Source organism: Butyricicoccus sp. AM78-15b2TA, from assembly GCF_027665985.1.
GTDB lineage: Bacteria > Bacillota > Clostridia > Oscillospirales > Butyricicoccaceae > Agathobaculum > Agathobaculum butyriciproducens.
In genome coordinates, this window is record NZ_JAQEHY010000005.1 from 162030 (window position 1) to 183244 (window position 21215).

Sequence of the window (21215 nt, forward strand, 5' to 3'; positions counted from 1 at the left end):
GCCGCATATTCCTTTCATCTCGCTTTCGGCTTACCGCCTCAAAGCAAGATTTATTATATCAGGTGATGTGTCCCCTGTCAACACTTTTCTTTCTTTTTTCGCAAATTTTTCCGAAATACAGAAAACCGACGGCACACACCGTCGGTTTTCTCTTTCTCTTTTCCTTTTCAGCTTCTCAGTGCACCCAGACCTCTTCGTGCTCGCCGCGGCGCGGACGATTGAGCAGATGCTTAATCGCCTCCTGTGCAGGCATGCCGCCGTACAGCACGGCATACATCGCTTCGGTGATCGGCATGGACACGCCCTGCTGCTGTGCAAGGTGATAGCCCGCCTCGGTCGCGTAATAGCCCTCGACCGTTGCACCGACCTCCTTCATCGCCTCCTGCGCCGTCGCGCCCTTGCCGATCAGGATACCGGCACGGCGGTTGCGCGAGTGCATAGAGCAACAGGTTACGATCAGATCGCCCACACCGGACAGACCTGCAAATGTCTCCTGCTTGGCGCCCAGCTTGACGCCCAGACGCGCGATCTCGGTCAGACCGCGGGTCATAAATGCCGCCTTGGAGTTGTCGCCCAGACCCAGACCATCCGAAATACCGGCGCCGAGCGCAATAATGTTCTTGAACGCACCGCCCAGCTCACAACCGATAATATCAGACGAGGTGTACACGCGGAAATTGGTATCGTTCATGAACGCCGCCTGCGTCAGCTCAGCCGCCGCACGACTCTCCGAAGCGGCTACGATAGCCGTCGGAATGCCGCGTGCAACCTCCTCGGCGTGCGTCGGACCGGTCAGTGCAACGACCGGATTGCTGCCGTTCATCGCGTTCGAGATGGTCTCGGAGAACCGACAGTAGCCGTGCTTGGAGTCCAGACCCTTGCCGACGTTGACGATAACCGTATGCGGCGGCACGATCTTCGCCAGCTGCTCCGCCGTGCTCGCTACCGCGAAGGACGGCACCGCCAGCACGACCAGATCCGCCTTGGCAGCGCCGGACATGTCAGTCGTAATCTCAATGCCCTCCGGAATGACAACACCCGGCAGCAGCTTCTCGTTGCAGCGCTCGCGGTGCAGCAGGTCACACTCCTCCTGCAGATAGGTCCACGAGGTTACTTCATGTCCGTTCTGGTGCAGCAGCATCGCCAGTGCGATGCCCCAGCCACCGGTACCCAGTACAAAAACCTTCATGTTACTTCTCCTCTCCGTCAGGCGATGCTTCGATCGTCTTTTTACTCTTAAAAGAGAATTTATTTTCCGCGCCGTGCAGGATGCGTCCGATATTCGAGCGGTGCATGAAAACGACTGCCGCCGCCATGCCGAACGCCATCGCCGTCAGCACCGGATCACGATAGAACAGCCATGTCGTGATCGGAAAGCTGACCGCGCCGAGGATCGAACCGAGCGAGATCCACTTTGTCAGCACGACCGACAGGATGAACAGCGCGAATGCAATGACGAACACGCGCCAGTCAAAAAACGCGAGCATAACCGCGCCGACCAGTACGCCTTTACCGCCCTTAAAGCCGAAATACAGCGGGAACATGTGGCCGAGGATAACGAAAATACCCGCTGTCAGCTTGCCGACCGGACCGCCGAGCGCCCAGCCGACCGAAACCGCTGCGGCACCCTTGGCAATGTCGCCGAGCAGAACGAACAGTGTCTTTTTCGCACCCATCGTGCGGTACGCGTTCGTCAGACCGGCGTTGCCGCTGCCGTAGTTGCGGATATCCTTGCCAAGCGTCACCTTGCTGACAATGATCGCAAAGCTGAGCGAGCCGAGCAGATACGCGCACACGGCAATGATCGCAAAATGCGTAAGTGTCATGTTGCCCTCTCCTTACTGCGACTTGTCGCTGCGCTCGCGGATGACCATGCGTACCGGCGTACCGGTCAGACCGAACACCTCACGGATCTGGTTTTCCAGATAACGCTGATAGGAGAAATGGAACAGACGCGCGTCATTGCAGAAGCAGACGAATGTCGGCGGGCAGGTAGAGGCCTGCGTCATGTAGAAGATACGCAGACGGCGGCCCTTGTCCGTAGGCGGCTGCACGCGTGCGGTTGCCTCCGCGAGAATGGCGTTGAGTCGGCCGGTCGGAATGCGCATATGGTTCTGCTCATATACCTCATGGATGAGCGAGAACAGCTTGTCCACGCGCTGACCGGTCTGCGCGGAAATGAACAGCACCGGTGCATACGGCATGTATGCCAGACCCTCACGGACACGCAGCGTGTACTCCTTCATGGTGGAGCCGTCCTTCTCGACCAGATCCCACTTGTTTACCACGATGATGCACGCCTTACCGGCGTTGTGCGCCTCTCCGGCCACCTTAGTGTCCTGCTCGGTAACGCCTTCGGTCGCGTCAATCATGATAACGCACACATCGGCGCGCTCTACCGCTAGCAGCGAACGCATAACCGAGAATTTCTCGATCTTCTCGTCCACCTTGCTCTTCTTACGGATACCGGCGGTGTCGATGAACGTAAACTTGCCGTGGGCGTTGTCCACATCGGCGTCTACGCTGTCGCGGGTCGTACCGGCGATATTTGAAACGATAACACGTTCCTCGCCGAGCACGCGGTTGAGCAGACTGGACTTGCCGACGTTCGGCTTGCCGATGAGAGCCACACGAATGCGGTCCGCGTCCTCCTCTTCCTCGTCTGCCGGCGGGAAGTATTCGTAAGCCGCATCCAGCAGCTCACCGACACCGTAGCCGTGCAGCGCAGAAATACCGTACGGCTCGCCCAAACCGAGGTTGTAAAACTCATAAAACTCCGCCGGAGGATCACCCGGCTTGTCGCACTTGTTGACAGCCAGCACGAGCGGCTTGCCCGAGCGCAGCAGCATGGACGCAACGTCCTGATCGGCGGCAGTAATGCCGGTGCGCAGATCGGTGATCAGGATAATGACATCCGCATGCGAGATCGCGGTCTCTGCCTGAAAGCGCATGAACTGCAGAATCTCGTTATCGTTCGACGGCTCAATGCCGCCGGTGTCGATGACAGTGAAATCACGACCGCGCCAGTCGCTGTCAGCGTACAGACGGTCGCGGGTAACGCCCGGCGTATCCTCAACGATGGAAAGCCGCTTGCCCGCCAAGCGGTTGAACAGCTGCGACTTGCCGACATTCGGACGACCGACGATCGCAACAATAGGCTTTGCCATAAATTCCCCTCCTTTAAGGTCAGTTTAAGACATTTGCAAACAAATTACAAGCAAGAAATTCGTTAAAAGTCGCGCGTCAGCGCGCATTCAATCGAATTTGCTCCGCAAATCCATAAAAAGCCGCAGCATGTATGTGACTTTTGATGCAAGAAAGCAAATCAGTGTGCCGCAAGGACGCGCCGATTTGCGCCCGGGACATATCCGAGCCGTGCTCGGTACGTCCCTTCTCGATGCAAAGGCGAGCCTTTTCATCGAAACCTGAAAAAAAATGGAGAAAGCTATCCGGCCTTCTCCATTTTTCCTGTTCTGTTTTAAGGCTTACGCTTCCTTAACGGACTTAACCTCACGACCGTTGTAATAGCCGCAGGCCTTGCACATTCTGTGCGCCAGCTTCATCTCGCCGCACTTCGGGCACTTAGTCATGCCGGGCAGAGAGAGCTTCCAGTGGGAGTTACGACGCTTGTCGCGGCGTGCCTTAGAAATTTTACCCTTAGGTACTGCCATGTTGGATACACCTCCTACTCTATCGTCTTATTTTTCAATACGAACTCATTCGCCCTTGTCGGAATCGAGCAGGGCGCGCAGCGCGGCAAATCGCGGATCGATCTGCTTTTTATCGCAATCGCAGTCGGTCACATTGCGGTCGGCGCCGCAGTGCGGACAGAGGCCTTTGCAGTCCTCTTTGCACAGATAGGTCATCTGTACCTGCAGGATCAATGCCGGCACCAATACGTCCGCAGGATCCACGCTGTCGCTGGTCAGCACAAAAAGATCGTCCTCTTCCTCCGCCTCGGGGTCATCCGAGAGCATCATGTCAGCCTCGGCTGAGAGCGGAATCTCGAGCGGTTTCAGGCAGCGTGCACATTCGGTGGAGTAGATCGTTTCGATCGAACCCGCCAGTCTCACAACACCGCTTTCATTGGAAACCACGCCTTTGATGTGGACAGGGCTTTGAAACGGCTTCGCGCCATAGAGCTTTTCGTCCGTCAGGTCGATCGTTTCATCGAACGGAATCGACGCATGTGCAGACGCGTTCAGCTTTTTTAAGTCAATCTTCATGTCAACCTCACATGGTACTAAGATAGTATACTACAAACAATCGGTCTTTGTCAACCAAAAAATCTACAAAACACGGTATTTTTCCGAACTGTCCGCCCGCACTTTTCTTTTTTCGGAAAATGCGGTATACTGGTTTCACCCAAACGGGCAAATCAACGGAAAAGGATACCCTGCCTTGAGAGAATATTATATCACAAAAAACGACAGTGGACAACGTCTGAATAAATTTTTAGAAAAAGCCGTGCCGCTTTTATCCGGCGGCATGATGCATAAATACCTGCGGTTAAAGCGCATTAAGGTCAATAACAAGCGCACTGAAGCTGCCTACAAGCTCGCTGAGGGCGATTCCGTACAGCTTTACCTCAATGATGAATATTTTGACGCGCCCAAGGAGGAAGAAGCCTTCCGCCGCATCAAAACACCGCGCGTGCGCGTCGTGTACGAGGACGAGCACATCCTGCTGGCGGATAAGGCGCCGGGCATGGTCGTTCACGCAGATGAGCACGGCGACACGGATACGCTCATCGCACACATTCAGGCGTACCTGTTTCAGTCCGGTGCGTGGAATCCGGATGATGCTGCGTCATTTGCACCAGCCCTGTGCAACCGTATCGACCGCAACACCGGCGGCATCGTCATCGCGGCAAAGACCGCTGAAGCGCTGCGCATATTAAATGATAAGATCAAGGACCGCGAGATGGAAAAGCGGTATCTGTGCATCGTGCACGGCAGACCCAAGCCGCCCGAGGGGCTGATTGAGAACTATCTCCGTCGTGATGAAAAGCGCAAGCAGGTCACGCTGCACAGGACCCGCGTGCCGGGTGCCAAAACCGCACGCACGCGCTACCGCACGCTCACGTCGCACGGCAGACTGTCGCTCGTGGAGTGTGAACTGCTGACCGGCCGTACGCACCAGATCCGTGCACATATGGCGTCCATCGGCTGCCCGCTGCTCGGCGACGGCAAATACGGCACGAACGAACTCAACCGTCCCTACGGCGAGACCGGTCAGGCGCTCTATGCCTATTCCCTCACCTTCCGATTCGCGCAGGACGCGGGAGCCTTGCAGTACCTCAACGGAAAAACCTTTAAGGTTAAAGATATTCCGTTCGTGAAGAAGTATTTTCCGAATTTCAAGCCGTGAGTAATGGAAAACGGAGAATGAACACAACGGTTTCATTCCGCAAAAAGAAAACGCTGAGCCACCGCTCAGCGTTTTCCTTTATGCGATTTAGTTATCGTCCTGCAGGGCATCAAAGCCTTCTGCGCCGGTACGAACCTTTACGACGTTCTCCACATCGTAAACGAAGATCTTGCCGTCACCGATATGACCGGTGTACAGAACCTTCTTGACCGTTTCAACAACGGTTTCAACCGGAACCTTGGATACAACAACCTCCATCTTCATCTTGGGCAGCAGGGTTACGTCAACCTCAGCGCCGCGGTAATACTCAGGAGCGCCCTTCTGTACGCCGCAGCCGACTACGTTGGTCACGGTCATACCGGATACGCCGATGGATGCCAGCGCTTCCTTCAGAACCTCAAACTTGGACTGCTTTGCAATGATAACGATCTTGCTCAGCTTATGCTCGTGCGAAGCGCCCTCGGTCGTCACCTTGGTGACCGGAACAGCCTTCTCGACTGCAACCGGAATGGTGTCCTTGATCTTTGCAGCGGTTTCGCCAGCCTTGGTGCCCAGAACAGCAGGAACGACCGGCATAAAGTCTGCGTATGCGGAGGACAGGCCGTGCTCCGGCTTATCCAGACCCATGATCTCCTCAGCCTCGCTTACGCGCAGGCCGATGGTGTGCTTGATAACATTGAATACGATAGTCATGGTGATTGCAACCCATGCAATGACTGCAACGACACCGAGAACCTGAATGCCGAAGAAGTGGAAGCCACCGCCGTAGAATACGCCGAGGGGCTCAACCTCAGTGCCATTATAGTAAGCGAACAGGCCGGTAAGGATGGTGCCCAGTGCGCCGTTGATGCAGTGCACGCCGACAGCGCCGACCGGATCATCGACCTTGAGTTTCTGATCGACAAATTCGATACCGAATACAACGGCAAAGCCTGCGCAGATACCGATGATAACCGAACCGAACGGAGTAACCACATCGCAGCCTGCGGTGATAGCTACCAGACCTGCCAGAGAGCCGTTCAGCGTCATGGAAACATCAGGCTTCTTGTAGCGGATCCAGGTGATGCACATAACGGTTACGGTTGCAACAGCAGCTGCCATGTTGGTGGTTACAAATACACGGGATGCGACCTCAGCGCCGCCGCCCGACAGTGCAACGGTAGAGCCGCCGTTGAAGCCGAACCAGCAGAACCACAGGATAAAGCAGCCGAGAGCGCCGAGCGTCAGGGAGTGACCCGGGATTGCACGAGCCTTGCCATCCTTAGTGTACTTGCCGATACGGGGACCGAGGATTGCAGCACCGACAAGGGCTGCAACGCCGCCGACCATGTGTACCGCCGTGGAGCCTGCGAAGTCGTGGAAGCCAAGCTCTGCGAGCCAGCCGCCGCCCCAGATCCAGTGACCGGAAACCGGATAGATGACCGCAGAAATAATCATTGAGTAAATGCAGTATGCAGAGAATTTAGTGCGCTCTGCCATCGAACCGGAAACGATGGTCGCGGCAGTTGCACAGAATACGGTCTGGAAGATCAGAGTCGTCCAGTCGTAGCCCTCACCGACAACGCCGTCCGCGAAGAAATCAAAGCCGCCGAAGAACGGGCTTGCCGCGCCGAACATGATGCCGAAGCCGAGGATCCAGAAAATCGGCGTGCCGAGCGAGAAGTCCATCAGGTTCTTCATAATGATGTTGCCGGCATTCTTTGCTCTGGTGAAGCCGGTCTCAACCATTGCGAAGCCGGCCTGCATGAAGAATACCAGCGCCGCCGCAACGAGCGTCCAGCCTACGTCCATCGACGTAGCAAGTTCCATGATATCCATTTTTAATAACCCCCTTGAAATAGAAATGGCGTGTACCTTCCCTTTCTTCTAAAAGAAAGGGAAAATACACGCCATTGTGTAAATATTAACGAATGTAAGTTTCGTTCTGTTCCTTAAACGTAGAACAGGATGTCGGAGTAGGTCGGGAACGGCCAGAACTTCTTGCCTACCAGACCCTCCAGCTTGTCGGCCGGTGCACGGACTTCATCCATCGCGGAGATGACAACATCGTGGTAGTAATGTGCTGCCTTTTCGTTGTCGTCAGTCGGAACGGCTGCAACAGCCTCGTCGAGCGCTGCGCTCTTGGTGTACAGCTCCTCGGTCAGCTCGGAAACCTTGCCCAGCAGACCTGCCTCCATGCCGCCGGTAACGCCTGCTGCCTTCTTGGCATTGACGGTGCCTGCCAGCTCGTTTTCAAATGCGATGCACGCCGGAGTGATCTCCTCGCGTACCATATCGCTCATGGTCATAGCCTCAATGTGCAGGATCTTGTTGTACTCCTCAAGCTGGGTCTCCATACGGGAATGGATCTCCGCAGAGGTGTAAACATTGTGCTTTGCGAACAGGTCGAGGTTCTTCTGGTCAACGTAGTGCGGGAATGCATCTGCCGCGCTCTTGAAGTTGAGCAGGCCGCGCTTCTCCGCCTCGGCAACCCAGGACTCGTCGTAGCCGTTGCCGTTGAAGATGATGCGCTTGTGCGCCTTGATCTCGCGCTTAACGAGTGCGTATACAGCAGCCTCGAAGTCCTCAGCGCCCTCCAGCTCGTCAGCGAACTGGCGGAGTTCCTCGGCAACTGCGGTATTCAGCATAACGTTTGCACACGCGATGTTGACGGCCGAACCCAGCGAACGGAACTCGAACTTGTTGCCGGTAAAAGCAAACGGAGAGGTACGGTTGCGGTCGGTGGTGTCCTTCGGGATCGGCGGAAGAACAGCAGCGCCCAGATCCATCTTGGTCTTGTAAACGTCGGTGTACTCCGCACCGGACTCGATGGAATCAAGGATCGACTGCAGCTCATCGCCGATGAACATGGAGATGATAGCCGGAGGCGCCTCGTTCGCGCCCAGACGGTGATCGTTGCCTGCGGATGCAACAGAGATGCGGAGCAGGTCCTGATACTCGTCAACAGCCTTGATAACAGCGGTCAGGAACAGGATGAACTGGGTATTCTCGCTCGGGTTCTTGCCCGGCTCGAGCAGGTTCTCGCCCCGATCGGTGGAAATGGACCAGTTGTTGTGCTTGCCGGAGCCGTTTACGCCCTCGAACGGCTTCTCATGCAGCAGGCAGGTGAAGCCATGCTTCTGCGCGACGGTACGCATGACCTCCATGGTCAGCTGGTTGTGGTCGGTCGCGATGTTGGTGGTGGAGAACACCGGCGCCATCTCGTGCTGACACGGTGCAACCTCGTTGTGCTTGGTCTTGGAGAGGATGCCCAGCTTCCACAGCTCCTCGTCGAGCTCCTGCATGAAAGCAGCTACACGCGGACGGAGTGCGCCGAAGTAGTGATCATCCATTTCCTGACCCTTCGGCGGCATTGCACCGAACAGGGTGCGGCCGGTAAAGATCAGGTCCTTGCGCTTTGCGTAGTCCTCGCGGTCGATCAGGAAATATTCCTGCTCCGGGCCTACGGTGGTGGTTACACGCTTAACATCCTTGCCGAACAGCTTGAGGATGCGGCACGCCTGTGTGCTGATGGCGTCCATCGAGCGCAGCAGCGGCGTCTTCTTATCGAGGATCTGACCGGTGTAGGAGCAAAATGCGGTCGGAATGTAAAGGGAACCATCCTTTACAAATGCGTAGCTGGTCGGGTCCCATGCGGTATAGCCGCGTGCCTCGAAGGTTGCGCGCAGACCGCCGGACGGGAAGGACGATGCGTCCGGTTCGCCCTTGATCAGCTCCTTGCCGGAGAACTCCATCATCACATGACCGTCGTCGGTCGGAGAGATGAACGAGTCGTGCTTTTCGGCGGTGATGCCGGTCATCGGCTGGAACCAGTGCGTGTAATGGGTTGCACCCTTGCTGATCGCCCAGTCCTTCATTGCCGTTGCAACAACAGCAGCAACATCAGCGTCGATCGCGGTGCCCTCGCGCATGGTCTTCTTCAGCTTCTTGTAAACGTCCTTGGGAAGACGTTCTTTCATCACAGTGTCGTTAAACACCATGCTGCCGAACAGCTCGGGAACATTCGTAATGCTCATGAATGGTTCGCTCCTTACATATGTTAATTTTAATAGCAAACAAACTGAATAAAACAAAACAGGCGCTGCGGGTCGTGTGCCCACAGCGCCTTTGCTGTTTACACTTTGCATTATAGCCGTCCTGCCTTGCTTTGTCAAGGGAGATTATGGTGTTTTTTTCATTTCCGGAAGATTTGCTACAACATACTTAATTTTCGCTTGTCCGCACTGTCACTTCCTGTGCAAAATGTGAAAATTCACTTTTTTATGTTCTTTGCGCTTGACGATTCCCGGTTCCCTGCTATAAAATATGAAGCGAACAAAGGTGTTCGCCATAGCTGAGGATTTAAGGCTTTTGATCCTCTGCTGCGGCGAGCACCTTTTTATTTTGTTAAGCAGCCGGTACATAACGCCTTCTATCTGAAAGCACCCGCCGAAGCCTGCTTCTCTGAATCCGTAATTTCAGCGCAACATATAAGGAGGAAGCACCATGTTACAAAAAGAAGGGCAAGTCCGCATCCCCGCAGGCTGCGCAATCTCCGGTATCTTCCACAAGGACGGCACCCGTGAGAACGGCACCCGCATTATCGACTCTATCCGCACCATGCACGATCGTTCCAACGGCCTGGGCGGCGGCTTCGCCGGCTACGGCATCTACCCTGAATACGCCGACTACTATGCGTTCCATGTATTCTATGATACGCAGGCAGCCAAGGAAGAGTGCGAGCGCGAGATCGAGCGTCACTTTGACATTGTAAACCTGTCCAAGATCCCGACCCGACGTCATCCGCGCATCACGGATGCCCCGATGATCTGGCGCTACTTCGTTACGCCCCTGCCAACCAAGCTGGCAGCCAGCCAGCTCGAGGAGCGTGAGTTCACCTCCCGCTTTGTCATCCGCATCAATCACACGCTGAACGGCGCCTACATCTTCTCCTCCGGCAAGAACATGGGCGTTTTCAAGGCAAACGGCTTTCCCGAGGACGTTGGCGAGTATTATATGCTGGAAAACTACGAGGCCTACTCCTGGACCTGCCACGGCCGTTATCCGACCAACACACCGGGCTGGTGGGGCGGCGCGCACCCGTTTGCGCTGCTCGATACCACCGTTGTCCACAACGGCGAGATTTCCTCTTATGATGCAAACCGCCGCTTCATCGAGATGTTCGGCTACTCCTGCGATCTGCTGACCGACACCGAGGTCATCACCTACATTATTGATTACCTTGGCCGCAAGCTCGGCATGACGTACAGCGAGATTGCAAATGTCATTGCGGCTCCGTTCTGGTCCACCATTGAAAAGCAGGAGCCGAAGGAACGCGAGCGTCTCACCTATCTGCGCAATGCCTTCGCTTCCCTGATGGTTACCGGTCCGTTTTCCATTCTGGTCGGCTACACCGGCGGCCTGATGGCACTCAACGACCGACTCAAGCTGCGCAGCATGGTTGTCGGCGAAAAGGACGACACCGTATATATCGCCTCCGAGGAATGCGCAATCCGCGTCATCCAGCCTGAGCTGGATAAGCTGTGGGCGCCCAAGGGCGGCGAGCCGGTCATCGTTAATCTGAAGAACGGAGGGAACCAGTAATGGCTATCGATTTCTTATATCCGCAGTATGAGGTCGTCCGCAACAACGACCGCTGCATCAACTGTCGCGCCTGCGAGCGTCAGTGCGCGAACGAAGTACACTTTTGGGATGCCGACAACAACCGCATGCAGGCGGACGAGTCCAAGTGCGTAGCCTGCCACCGCTGCGTGGCGCTGTGCCCGACCCGTGCCCTTAAAATCGTAAAGACCGACCACACGTTCCGCGAGAACGCCAACTGGACCGGCAAGGCCATCTCCGAGGTTTACCGTCAGGCAGGCTCGGGCGGCGTGCTGCTGTCCTCGATGGGCAACCCGGACCCGCACCCCATCTACTGGGATAAAATCCTCATCAACGCTTCGCAGGTTACCAATCCGTCCATCGACCCGCTGCGCGAGCCGATGGAGACCAAGACCTTCCTCGGCAAAAAGCCGGGCAAGATTGAGCGTGACGAGAACGGCAATCTGGTTCCCAATCTGGCGCCGCAGCTGGAGCTCAACCTGCCGATCATGTTCTCCGCAATGAGCTACGGCTCGATCTCCTACAACGCACATGCCGCACTCGCACGCGCTGCAAGCGCGCTCGGCACCTATTATAATACCGGTGAGGGCGGTCTGCATCAGGACTTCTACCAGTACGGCCCGCACACCATCGTGCAGGTTGCATCCGGCCGTTTCGGCGTACATAAGGATTACCTCGAAGCCGGTGCTGCCATCGAGATCAAGATGGGTCAGGGCGCAAAGCCGGGTATCGGCGGCCATCTGCCCGGACTCAAGGTCGGCCCGGATATCTCCAAGACCCGTATGATCCCGGAGGGCACGGACGCGATCTCTCCGGCGCCGCATCATGATATCTACTCCATCGAGGACCTGCGTCAGCTGGTTTACTCGCTGAAGGAGGCTACCGAATATAAGAAGCCGGTTATGGTCAAGATTGCAGCCGTAAATAATGTAGCAGCAGTCGCTTCCGGCGTGGCCCGCTCGGGTGCAGACATCATCTGCATCGACGGCTACCGCGGCGGCACCGGTGCAGCTCCGACCCGCATCCGCGACAACGTCGGCATCCCGATCGAGCTGGCGCTCGCCGCTGTCGATCAGCGTCTGCGCGATGAGGGCATCCGTGATGAGGTTTCGGTCGTTGTCGGCGGCTCCATTCGCAACTCCGCCGATCTGCTCAAGGCCATCGCGCTTGGCGCGGACGCATGCTACATCGGCACCGCGGCTCTGCTGGCAATGGGCTGCCACCTGTGCCGCACCTGCCAGACCGGCAAGTGCAACTGGGGCATTGCAACCCAGCGTCCGGAGCTGGTCAAGCGCCTGAATCCGGATATCGGCTCCCAGCGTCTCATCAACCTGCTCACTGCATGGGATCACGAGCTCAAGGAAATGATGGGCGGCATGGGCATCAACTCCATCGAGGCACTGCGCGGCAACCGTCTTATGCTGCGCGGCATCGGCCTGACCGACCGTGAGCTGAACATCCTCGGCATCAAGCACGCAGGCGAATAAGCACAGGAGGTGCGCGAAAATGACAACTGTACAGGCAGGACTTACCTATTATAAACAACTAAACGAGCAGATCCGCGCAGCGCAGGACAGCGAGATCACGGTTGAAAACGTGATCGGCCAGCGCTACATCGGCTGCGGCTCCACCGACCGCAAGATTACCGTGCACGGCACGGCAGGCAACGGTCTCGGCCAGTATCTGAACGGCTCCACCATTGAGGTCTTCGGCAACGCGCAGGAGGCCGTCGGCGACACCATGAACGCCGGTGAGATCGTTGTGCACGGCAGCGTGGGCGATGCCTGCGGCTACGCGATGCGCGGCGGCAAGATCTATATCAAGGGCGACTGCGGCTACCGCGCCGGCATCCACATGAAGGCCTATCAGCAGCACTTCCCTGTTATGGTAGTCGGCGGCAAGGCAGGTTCGTTCCTCGGCGAGTATCTCGCCGGCGGTCTCATTCTTGTGCTCGGCATCGGTCAGAACGGCGCGTATCCGGTCAACAATTTCTGCGGAACCGGTATGCACGGCGGCAAAATTGTGTTAAGATGTGATAAAGCACCGACCGATCTGCCGCGTCAGGTCCTCGTGAGTGAGGTCTCCGAGGACGATATGACCGAATTTGCACCGTATATTAAGGAATACGCGCAGCTGTTCGGTGCAGACGCGGAGAATCTGCTTTCGCAGAAGTATTTCGTCCTCACGCCGAACCCGGAGGCAGGATACAAGCAGCTTTATACCTTTGAGGCTTGATTTTGCTCTCAGAGTGAAAAACTCCTGCAAGGCAGGAGTTGGAAATGAGGAGATGGGAGTTACCTGATAGGTGTAACTCGCAGGTGCCGTCCGTAACAACACGCAAACGAATTGTGCGACACCGTTCTGTCGCACCTGCGTTGATTTAACCGTATGTGTAGCAGAACGGTATCTGACACTGTGTATGGGTTTCGACAGGGGAGTACACTGTGCTCCCCTGCGGTAGAAAAAATCCTCTGCCGTTCCCCTTTTCGGAGCGGTCGCTGCTCTCTGATTTTCGCCAGACTATGAAATAAAGGAAACTGGAGTCCCAAGAGGATAGAAACCTTGGTGTCTATCCTTTTGGTGCCCCAGCCAAGGTTTGGCACCCATTCCGCATTCTTTAGCAAAAAATTTATTCCTCAAGATACATTATGAAAAAGGAGGCTTGCCCTATGGACACCACCATGAGCGAAGTCGTACAATTTATTCAGGAGAACGACGTAAAGTTCATTCGTCTTGCGTTTTGCGATATTTTCGGCAACCAGAAGAACATCGCCATCATGCCGACCGAGCTGGAACGCGCTTTCGAGCAGGGCATCCACTTCAACGCGGCGGCGCTGCGCGGCTTTCTCAATGTAGAAGCGTCTGATCTGCTGCTGTTCCCCGATCCGGCAACGCTTTCCGTTCTGCCGTGGCGGCCGGCTCAGGGCCGTGTAGTGCGCTTTTACTGCGACATTCGCTATCCGGACGGCACGCCGTTCGAGGGCGACGGCCGTCATTTGCTGCGTGAGGCCAACCGCCGTGCGCGCCGCGCAGGCTACTCGCTGACCATGGGCACGGCAAGCGAGTTTTACCTGTTCGAGCTGGATGAAAACGGCCATCCAACCACCATTCCGCACGATCACGGCGAGTATTTCGATGTAGCGCCGCTCGACAAGGCGGAAAACGTGCGCCGTCAGATTTGCCTGACGCTTGAGGAGATGAACATTCAGCCGGAGTCCTCGCACCACGAGCAGGGTCCCGGCCAGAACGAGGTTGATTTCCGCTACGCCGAAGCCCTTGAAGCGGCCGACAATTTCGTCACCTTCAAGTGGGTCGTCAAGTCCATGGCGTCCTCAAGCGGCCTGTTTGCGTCCTTCCTGCCCAAGCCGCTCCCGCATGCGCCGGGCAGCGGACTGCATCTGTCTGTTTCGATAAACAAAAACGGCAAGAACCTGTTCCAGCCCTCGTTTGAAGAATCTGCCGAAGGCCAGAGCTTTGTGGCGGGCATTCTGCAGCGTGCCGCCGAGATGACCATCTTCTGTAATCCGCTCACCAACTCGTTCCAGCGTCTGGGTGAGTTTGAAGCGCCGAAGTACATCACATGGTCGCACCAGAACCGCTGTCCGCTCATCACCGTGCCGCTGACCGGTGATCACTCCGCCAACCGCATGAAGCTGCGTGCATTCGACGGCTGCATTAACCCGTACATCGTATTTGCCCTGCTCATCCACGCCGGTCTCGACGGTATCGAGCAGGGACTGCCCCTGCCGCCCGCCTGCGACGAAAACCTGTTCACCGCCTCCGACGAGGTACGCGCCCGTTACGAGACTCTGCCCGGCGCCCTGTGCGATGCGATCCGCATCGCCAAGGACAGCGACTTTATCACCAAGTACCTGCCCGAAAAGGCACGCACAGCCTTTTTCGCGGCCAAGCAGGCCGAACACGACCGCATCGTGCTTGCCGACGACCGCACGGCTGCCGAACGCTCCCTCTATTTTGAACGCTACTAATCCCACATAATACCGTTTGAAAGGAGGAGCATACCGCATGGAACGCATTCTTCTCGTTTCTGCAACCGAAAAATCCCGCACCATGCTTTCCCAGTTTTTAACGTCCTGCGGTGTACAGGCTCAGCTTGCGCCTGCTTCCTCCGGTGCGGAGGCCCGGCGCATGCTGGTGGACGGACTGTTCGACCTCGTACTCATCAACACGCCGCTGCCCGATGAATTCGGGCATGATATGGCACAGCAGGCTGCAAATGATACGCTTTCCGGCGTGATCCTGCTCGCTAAGGCCGAGATTGCGGACAGTGTTGCCGAAAAGGTCGAGGACGACGGCGTGTTCGTCGTACCCAAGCCGCTCTCGCGCGTGCTGTTCATGCAGGCGCTCCGCATGACGCGCGCCGTGCGCAGCCGTCTGACCGGCCTGCAGAGCGAAAACCGCCGTCTGCAAAAGCGCATTGAGGATATCCGTCAGGTGGATCGCGCCAAGTGTCTGCTCATCGAGTGCTGCGGCATGACCGAGCCGGAGGCGCATTCCTACATCGAGCAGCAGGCTATGAACCAGCGTCGCTCCAAGCGAGATATCGCCGAGGACATCATCGGCGGAAAAACGCCGTGATTTGTGCGATACCGCTTAAAAACATCTCATATCTCACGCGAAAATTTTTTCGGTTTTTTCGATTTTATAGAGAAATTCCCGACAGATTATGATATACTAAATGGTGTATGAGCAGAGAAGCTCTGTCTTTCCCTGCCTATATGCCATTTTTGTTATTTTCTAAGGAGGGAATCCGTGTGAAGCTGGCTTTCACCAAGATGCACGGCTGCGGCAACAATTATATCTATTTCAATTGCTTCGACCAGACTGTGCCCGATCCCGAGTCGCTTTCAATCAAGCTCAGTGAGCCGCACTTCGGTATCGGCGGCGACGGCATTATCCTTATTTCTCCTTCCGACAAGGCGGATGCGCAGATGCGTATCTTCAACGCCGACGGCTCGGAGGGAAAAATGTGCGGCAACGGCATCCGCTGCGTGGGCAAGTACCTGTACGACAACGGCATGACCGATGGCCGCACCACCATCACCATTGACACGCTTTCCGGCGTAAAAACGCTTGAGCTGACCGTCAAGGACGGCAAAATGCAGTCCGCCCGCGTGGACATGGGTGCAGCCATTCTTGCTCCGCGGGAGATTCCCGTTGATATGGACGGCGAGAATGTCATCAGCGCACCCATCGTTGTGGACGAAAAGGTCTACCACATGACCTGCGTTTCCATGGGCAACCCGCACTGCGTTATCTTCCAGAAGGAAGATGTGGACGACCTCGACCTTACGCGCATCGGACCCAAGTTCGAGCATCATCCGCTGTTCCCGGAGCGTGTCAACACCGAGTTTGTCAATGTCCTGCCGGACGGCAGCCTGAAAATGCGCGTCTGGGAGCGCGGCTCCGGTGAAACATGGGCGTGCGGCACCGGCTCCTGTGCGACCGGCGTGGCAGCATGTCTGAACGGCTTTGCAAACAAAAACGAGGATATCGTCGTGCACCTGCGCGGCGGCGACCTCACCATTCGCTATACAGATGAAACCGTGTTCATGACGGGCGCGGCAACGACCGTATTCAAGGGGGAAATCGAGATATGACAAAGTACATCTTCGTGACCGGCGGCGTAGTTTCCGGTCTGGGCAAGGGCATTACTGCCGCATCTCTCGGCCGTCTGCTGAAAAGCCGCGGCCTGAAAATTGCAGCGCAGAAGCTCGATCCCTACATCAACGTAGACCCGGGCACGATGAGCCCGTTCCAGCACGGCGAGGTTTACGTTACCGACGACGGCGCAGAGACCGACCTCGACCTCGGCCACTACGAGCGCTTCATCGACGAGGACCTGAACAAGTTCTCCAACCTGACCACCGGCAAGGTATACTGGAATGTTCTGAACAAGGAGCGCGCCGGCGAGTACCTTGGTGAGACCGTGCAGGTTATTCCACACATCACCAACGAGATCAAGTCTTTCATCTACTCGGTAGGCAAAAAGACCTCGGCTGACGTTGTTATCACCGAGATTGGCGGCACCACCGGCGATATTGAGTCCCAGCCGTTCCTCGAGGCAATCCGTCAGGTTGCTGCTGAGGTTGGCCGCCGCAACTGCCTGTTCATCCATGTAACGCTGGTTCCGTTCATCTCCGGCTCCAATGAGCCGAAGTCCAAGCCGACCCAGCACTCGGTTAAGGAGCTGCGCGGTCTGGGCATCTCTCCGGACATCATCGTAGCCCGCGTTGACCAGCCGATGGATGACGATATCAAGCGCAAGATTTCCATGTTCTGCACCGTGCCGGAGGACTGCGTAATCGAAAACCGCACCCTGCCGGTTCTGTATCAGGCACCGATGATGCTCGAGGAGAGCCATCTGTCCGACATCGTCTGCCGTGAGCTGTCCATCGGCGCAGGCAAGGGCGATATGACCGAGTGGCAGGAAATGCTCGAGCGCATCGCAGCCCGCAAGGATCATGTGAAAATCGCGCTGGTCGGCAAGTACGTCAAGCTGCACGACGCATACCTTTCGGTTGCAGAGGCACTGCAGCACGGCGGCTACGAGACCGGCTGCTTCGTCGATATCGACTGGGTAGACTCCGAGGAGATCAACGACTCCACCGTGGACAAGCTGCTCGGTGAGGTTGACGGCATCATCCTGCCGGGCGGCTTCGGCGCACGCGGCGTGGAAGGCATGATTTGTGCGGCAAACTATGCGCGCACGCAGGGTATCCCCTACTTCGGCATCTGCCTCGGCATGCAGATCGCGGTTATGAGCTACGCACGCAACGTGCTCGGCTACGCGGATGCAAACTCCAGCGAGTTTGACCCGGATTCCACCCATCCGGTCATCGACCTGATGGAGAGCCAGCAGGGCATCTCCAAGAAGGGCGGCACGATGCGTCTGGGCGCTTATCCGTGCAAGATCCGTCCGAATACTATCATGGCATCGGCGTACGGCGAGGAAATGATTTCCGAGCGTCACCGCCACCGTTACGAGTTCAACAACAATTTCCGCGAGGAGATTGAAAATAAGGGCATGCAGATCACGGGCACCTCGCCGACCGGCGAGCTTGTGGAGACCGTTGAGATCCCGAACCATCCGTTCTATATCGGCGTACAGTTCCACCCCGAGTTCAAGTCCCGTCCCAACCGCGCTCATCCCCTGTTCAAGGCGTTCGTCGCGGCATCTCTGAAAAGGAGCCAGAACAACAATGCAGACTAACAAGAACTACGACAATCTCGAGCAGAGCTATCTGTTCTCCACCATCGCACGCAAGGTACGTGAGTACTCCGAAGCACATCCGGAGGCTGATATCATCCGTCTGGGTATCGGCGACGTAACCCGTCCGCTGGTACCGGCTGTTATCGACGCACTGCACGCAGCCGTTGAGGATCAGGCCAAGCAGGAGACCTTCCACGGCTACGGCGATGAGCAGGGCTACGGCTTCCTGCACGAAGCACTGGTCGGCTACTACAAGACCCACGGCGTAGAGCTCGCCACCAATGAGATCTTCATCTCGGACGGTGCAAAGAGCGACCTCGGCAATATCCTCGACATTTTCGGCACTGACAACACCGTTCTGGTTCCGGACCCGGTTTACCCGGTTTACGTTGATACCAACGTTATGGCGGGCCGCAAGATCGTATTCGCTGACGCAAACGAGGCAAACGGCTTCCTGCCGCTGCCGGACGAGTCCGTTCAGTGCGACATCATCTATATCTGCTCTCCGAACAACCCGACCGGCGCTGCTTACGACCGCGCAGGTCTGAAGGCCTGGGTAGATTACGCAAACAAGCAGAACGCCGTTATCCTGTATGACGCAGCTTACGAGTGCTTCATCGAGGATGAGACTCTGCCGCGCTCCATCTACGAGATCGAAGGCGCTAAGTCCTGTGCGATTGAGTTCTGCTCCTTCTCCAAGATGGCAGGCTTCACCGGCACCCGCTGCGGCTGGACCGTTGTTCCGACCGCTCTGCTGGACGGCAAGCTGAACAAGATGTGGCTGCGCCGTCAGACCACCAAGTTCAACGGCGTTCCGTATATCGTACAGAAGGGCGCTGCTGCCTGCTTCACCGAGGAAGGCATGAAGCAGATCAAGGAGACCCTCGGCTACTACAAGCAGAACGCTAAGGTTCTGGCTGAGACCCTCGATGAACTGGGTATCTGGTACACCGGCGGCAAGAGCAGCCCGTACCTGTGGCTCAAGTGCCCGAACGGCATGGATTCCTGGACCTTCTTCGACTACCTGCTTGAGAATGCCAACGTAGTCGGCACGCCGGGCGCAGGCTTCGGCAAGAACGGCGACAGCTTCTTCCGTCTGACCGCATTCGGCGATCAGGCACGCACCAAGGAAGCTGCTGAGAGACTCAAGAAACTCCTCCAGAAGTGAGTTTCTGCAATATCGCATAATCAAAGAGCTGTCCCGCGCGGACAGCTCTTTTTGCATAGTTGAGGTGATTGCATGGGCATTCTTTATGCTCACAGGTGTGTTTTATGCGGCGCAGATTTTCCGGTGACGACCAACCGCACGCTGCAGCTTTGTCCGGACTGTGCTGCCGCAGTCCGGCGGGAATACCGCTGCAATGAGGTCATCTCCATTACCGGAGCCGACGGCACGATCGCTCCTCTGTATTACCGCGGCACCGTGCAAAATGCCATGAAGCGGTTCAAATTCAGCAGCGCTGCCTACTGCGCGGATTGGTTCGCGGCGCAAATGTGCGCCGCGCTCACGTCACAGCTGGAGGACTGGCAGCCCGATTTGATTACTTACATGCCGATTGGATTCCTGCACTACCGCAAGCGCGGATACAATCAGGCGGAGCTGCTTGCAAAGCTGACGGCAAAGCCGCTTTCTCTTCCATGCGAAGCCACCTTGCGCAAGCGATGGTTTGTCGGCAAGCAATCCGCGCAGAAGGATTACACCGCGCGGCAGAGCAACGCGAAAGACGCCGTTCTGCCGAAGGGCGGCGTGGATTTGACCGGAAAATCCGTTGTGCTGGTCGATGATATTATCACCACCGGCGCAACGGCGGCTGCCGCCGTCAAGACTCTGCGGGAGATGGGCGCAAGCCGTGTTTACGTCCTCACCGCGACATTTACACCGAGGAAATAACAAAAAAGACCGCTTTCGCGGTCTTTTTTGTTAGTGGAAAAACTCACTACTATACACCCTGCCGTAATTATCGGTAATTTCGGCTTTCATCTGGTACTGATCCAATCCACCTTCCATATTGCGCCAGTCAACCTGTGTATAATAATAAACGTCTCCACCGACTCCTGTTTCTATATTCTCGATCTTCTTCTCTTTGATTTGCTTGCCGTTCTGATACAGCAATATACGACCACTGACCGGTGTCACACTGTCATCGCCGCAGTAAATATACGTTGCCACATTGCCGCTGGCTGATGTGGTCTTACCATTAAAGCTAAAGCTACCGTTCTCCCACCACGCACGCACTTCGAGAGAAAAACGCTGCTTCAGGTCATACTCAGAGGCAACCATAATATTACGGATTTCTCCGTCCGTACTTGTCAGCGTCAAATAAACAGAAAACGTATCCACCAGCGGCACGCTGATTTCGCCGCTGTAACCGTTCTTGTTTTCTGCGTCGCACTCCCACGACTGATCGCCGCTGCGGACAACGAACTTTGCGGTTTCGCCGTCCCGCATTTCTTTCGGCACGGCGCTCACTGTGACAAGAAGATTTTCGTTGTGATCCGGGTCTACCTCGATATTCTCCGACCAGTCGGCAAGATCGCTATTCTCATTGTCTGTCTGCGGATAGTAAATCGTGCTCGGCCCGCTCTGCAGCCGCAGCTGGTCAATCTGGTTCTGCATGACGATCACGCGCCACAGGCTGACCGCGCTGCATACCACGCTGACGCACAGCAGCCCTGCCGCTGCGATTGCCGCAATTTTCCACTTGCGGTTTTCGTTCCTGACCGGCTGGTTCTCTGCACCCGGCCACGATTCATCCGAGTCCTCTGCCTTTGGCATTAACTCCGCATCCGGACGCAGCAACGTATCCACCGGAACGTCGAACAGCTTGCTCAGTTCCATTAAATTATCCATCGTGGGCACTGCCTGATCGGCCTCCCACTTGCTGACCGCCTGACGGCTGAGACCCAGCTTTTCGCCGAGCGCCTCCTGACTCATGCCCTGCTCTTTTCGCAGTACCGCGATTTTCTCACCTGTTGTCATCTCTGCCACCTGCCTTTCTTTTCTGTCTCC

General features: G+C 56.4%; 18 protein-coding genes. 10 read left to right on the forward strand and 8 right to left on the reverse strand.

The window, feature by feature from the left end:
* Positions 1 to 175: 175 nt before the first annotated feature.
* From PGS25_RS06980 to PGS25_RS07000, 5 genes are all read right to left on the reverse strand, one after another.
* Positions 176 to 1189 (reverse strand): NAD(P)H-dependent glycerol-3-phosphate dehydrogenase, encoded by a 1014-nt coding sequence (locus PGS25_RS06980; protein ID WP_117489884.1) that lies wholly within the window; start codon positions 1187 to 1189, stop codon positions 176 to 178.
* Position 1190: 1 nt separating this feature from the next.
* Positions 1191 to 1826, reverse strand: coding sequence for a glycerol-3-phosphate 1-O-acyltransferase PlsY (gene plsY / locus PGS25_RS06985; protein WP_270418098.1), 636 nt, complete (start codon positions 1824 to 1826; stop codon positions 1191 to 1193).
* Between the two features lie 12 nt (positions 1827 to 1838).
* A complete protein-coding gene (gene der / locus PGS25_RS06990) occupies positions 1839 to 3167 on the reverse strand; it encodes a ribosome biogenesis GTPase Der (protein ID WP_118284961.1) in 1329 nt (442 codons plus the stop codon).
* 318 nt (positions 3168 to 3485) lie between these two features.
* Positions 3486 to 3671 (reverse strand): 50S ribosomal protein L32, encoded by a 186-nt coding sequence (rpmF, locus tag PGS25_RS06995; RefSeq protein WP_118564465.1) that lies wholly within the window; start codon positions 3669 to 3671, stop codon positions 3486 to 3488.
* A gap of 45 nt (positions 3672 to 3716) precedes the next feature.
* On the reverse strand, positions 3717 to 4226 hold the full coding sequence (locus tag PGS25_RS07000; RefSeq protein ID WP_117751772.1) for a YceD family protein: 510 nt from the start codon (positions 4224 to 4226) through the stop codon (positions 3717 to 3719).
* Between the two features lie 175 nt (positions 4227 to 4401).
* Between PGS25_RS07000 and PGS25_RS07005 the strand changes: the two genes are divergently transcribed.
* Positions 4402 to 5370 carry an RluA family pseudouridine synthase gene (locus PGS25_RS07005; protein ID WP_110436147.1) on the forward strand — a complete coding sequence of 323 codons (969 nt, stop codon included), beginning with the start codon at positions 4402 to 4404 and terminating at the stop codon, positions 5368 to 5370.
* Between the two features lie 87 nt (positions 5371 to 5457).
* Here the strand turns inward: PGS25_RS07005 and PGS25_RS07010 are convergent, their stop codons facing one another.
* Both PGS25_RS07010 and PGS25_RS07015 read right to left on the reverse strand, forming a co-directional pair.
* Positions 5458 to 7179 carry an ammonium transporter gene (locus tag PGS25_RS07010; protein ID WP_270418119.1) on the reverse strand — a complete coding sequence of 574 codons (1722 nt, stop codon included), beginning with the start codon at positions 7177 to 7179 and terminating at the stop codon, positions 5458 to 5460.
* Positions 7180 to 7301: 122 nt separating this feature from the next.
* Positions 7302 to 9380, reverse strand: coding sequence for a glutamine synthetase III family protein (locus PGS25_RS07015; protein ID WP_270418120.1), 2079 nt, complete (start codon positions 9378 to 9380; stop codon positions 7302 to 7304).
* 475 nt (positions 9381 to 9855) lie between these two features.
* On the opposite strand from PGS25_RS07015, the gene PGS25_RS07020 reads away from it, so the two are divergent.
* The 9 genes from PGS25_RS07020 (at position 9856) to PGS25_RS07060 (ending at position 20096) form a co-directional block, all read left to right on the forward strand.
* Positions 9856 to 10953 (forward strand): class II glutamine amidotransferase, encoded by a 1098-nt coding sequence (locus PGS25_RS07020; protein WP_270383428.1) that lies wholly within the window; start codon positions 9856 to 9858, stop codon positions 10951 to 10953.
* The gene (locus PGS25_RS07025) at positions 10953 to 12458 is read left to right on the forward strand and encodes a glutamate synthase-related protein (RefSeq protein WP_110436144.1); all 1506 of its coding nucleotides are present in this window, start codon (positions 10953 to 10955) and stop codon (positions 12456 to 12458) included. Before PGS25_RS07020 ends, PGS25_RS07025 begins: the two co-directional genes overlap by 1 nt.
* 19 nt (positions 12459 to 12477) lie before the next feature.
* Positions 12478 to 13206 (forward strand): glutamate synthase, encoded by a 729-nt coding sequence (locus PGS25_RS07030; protein ID WP_270418099.1) that lies wholly within the window; start codon positions 12478 to 12480, stop codon positions 13204 to 13206.
* Between the two features lie 434 nt (positions 13207 to 13640).
* The gene (locus tag PGS25_RS07035) at positions 13641 to 14960 is read left to right on the forward strand and encodes a glutamine synthetase family protein (RefSeq protein WP_270418100.1); all 1320 of its coding nucleotides are present in this window, start codon (positions 13641 to 13643) and stop codon (positions 14958 to 14960) included.
* A 37-nt stretch (positions 14961 to 14997) separates the two neighbouring features.
* Positions 14998 to 15570 (forward strand): ANTAR domain-containing response regulator, encoded by a 573-nt coding sequence (locus PGS25_RS07040; protein ID WP_270418101.1) that lies wholly within the window; start codon positions 14998 to 15000, stop codon positions 15568 to 15570.
* A gap of 176 nt (positions 15571 to 15746) precedes the next feature.
* Positions 15747 to 16592 (forward strand): diaminopimelate epimerase, encoded by an 846-nt coding sequence (dapF, locus tag PGS25_RS07045; RefSeq protein ID WP_318261265.1) that lies wholly within the window; start codon positions 15747 to 15749, stop codon positions 16590 to 16592.
* The gene (locus PGS25_RS07050; RefSeq protein ID WP_117489902.1) at positions 16589 to 18205 is read left to right on the forward strand and encodes a CTP synthase; all 1617 of its coding nucleotides are present in this window, start codon (positions 16589 to 16591) and stop codon (positions 18203 to 18205) included. The genes dapF and PGS25_RS07050 overlap by 4 nt, the downstream gene beginning before the upstream one ends.
* Complete coding sequence (locus PGS25_RS07055; protein WP_270418102.1) at positions 18195 to 19373, forward strand: LL-diaminopimelate aminotransferase; 1179 nt, start codon at positions 18195 to 18197, stop codon at positions 19371 to 19373. Before PGS25_RS07050 ends, PGS25_RS07055 begins: the two co-directional genes overlap by 11 nt.
* Before the next feature lie 72 nt (positions 19374 to 19445).
* A complete protein-coding gene (locus tag PGS25_RS07060; RefSeq protein WP_270418103.1) occupies positions 19446 to 20096 on the forward strand; it encodes a ComF family protein in 651 nt (216 codons plus the stop codon).
* Between the two features lie 30 nt (positions 20097 to 20126).
* Here PGS25_RS07060 and PGS25_RS07065 read toward each other — a convergent pair whose 3' ends face one another.
* Positions 20127 to 21185 carry a helix-turn-helix domain-containing protein gene (locus PGS25_RS07065; protein ID WP_118646436.1) on the reverse strand — a complete coding sequence of 353 codons (1059 nt, stop codon included), beginning with the start codon at positions 21183 to 21185 and terminating at the stop codon, positions 20127 to 20129.
* Positions 21186 to 21215 lie beyond the last annotated feature (30 nt).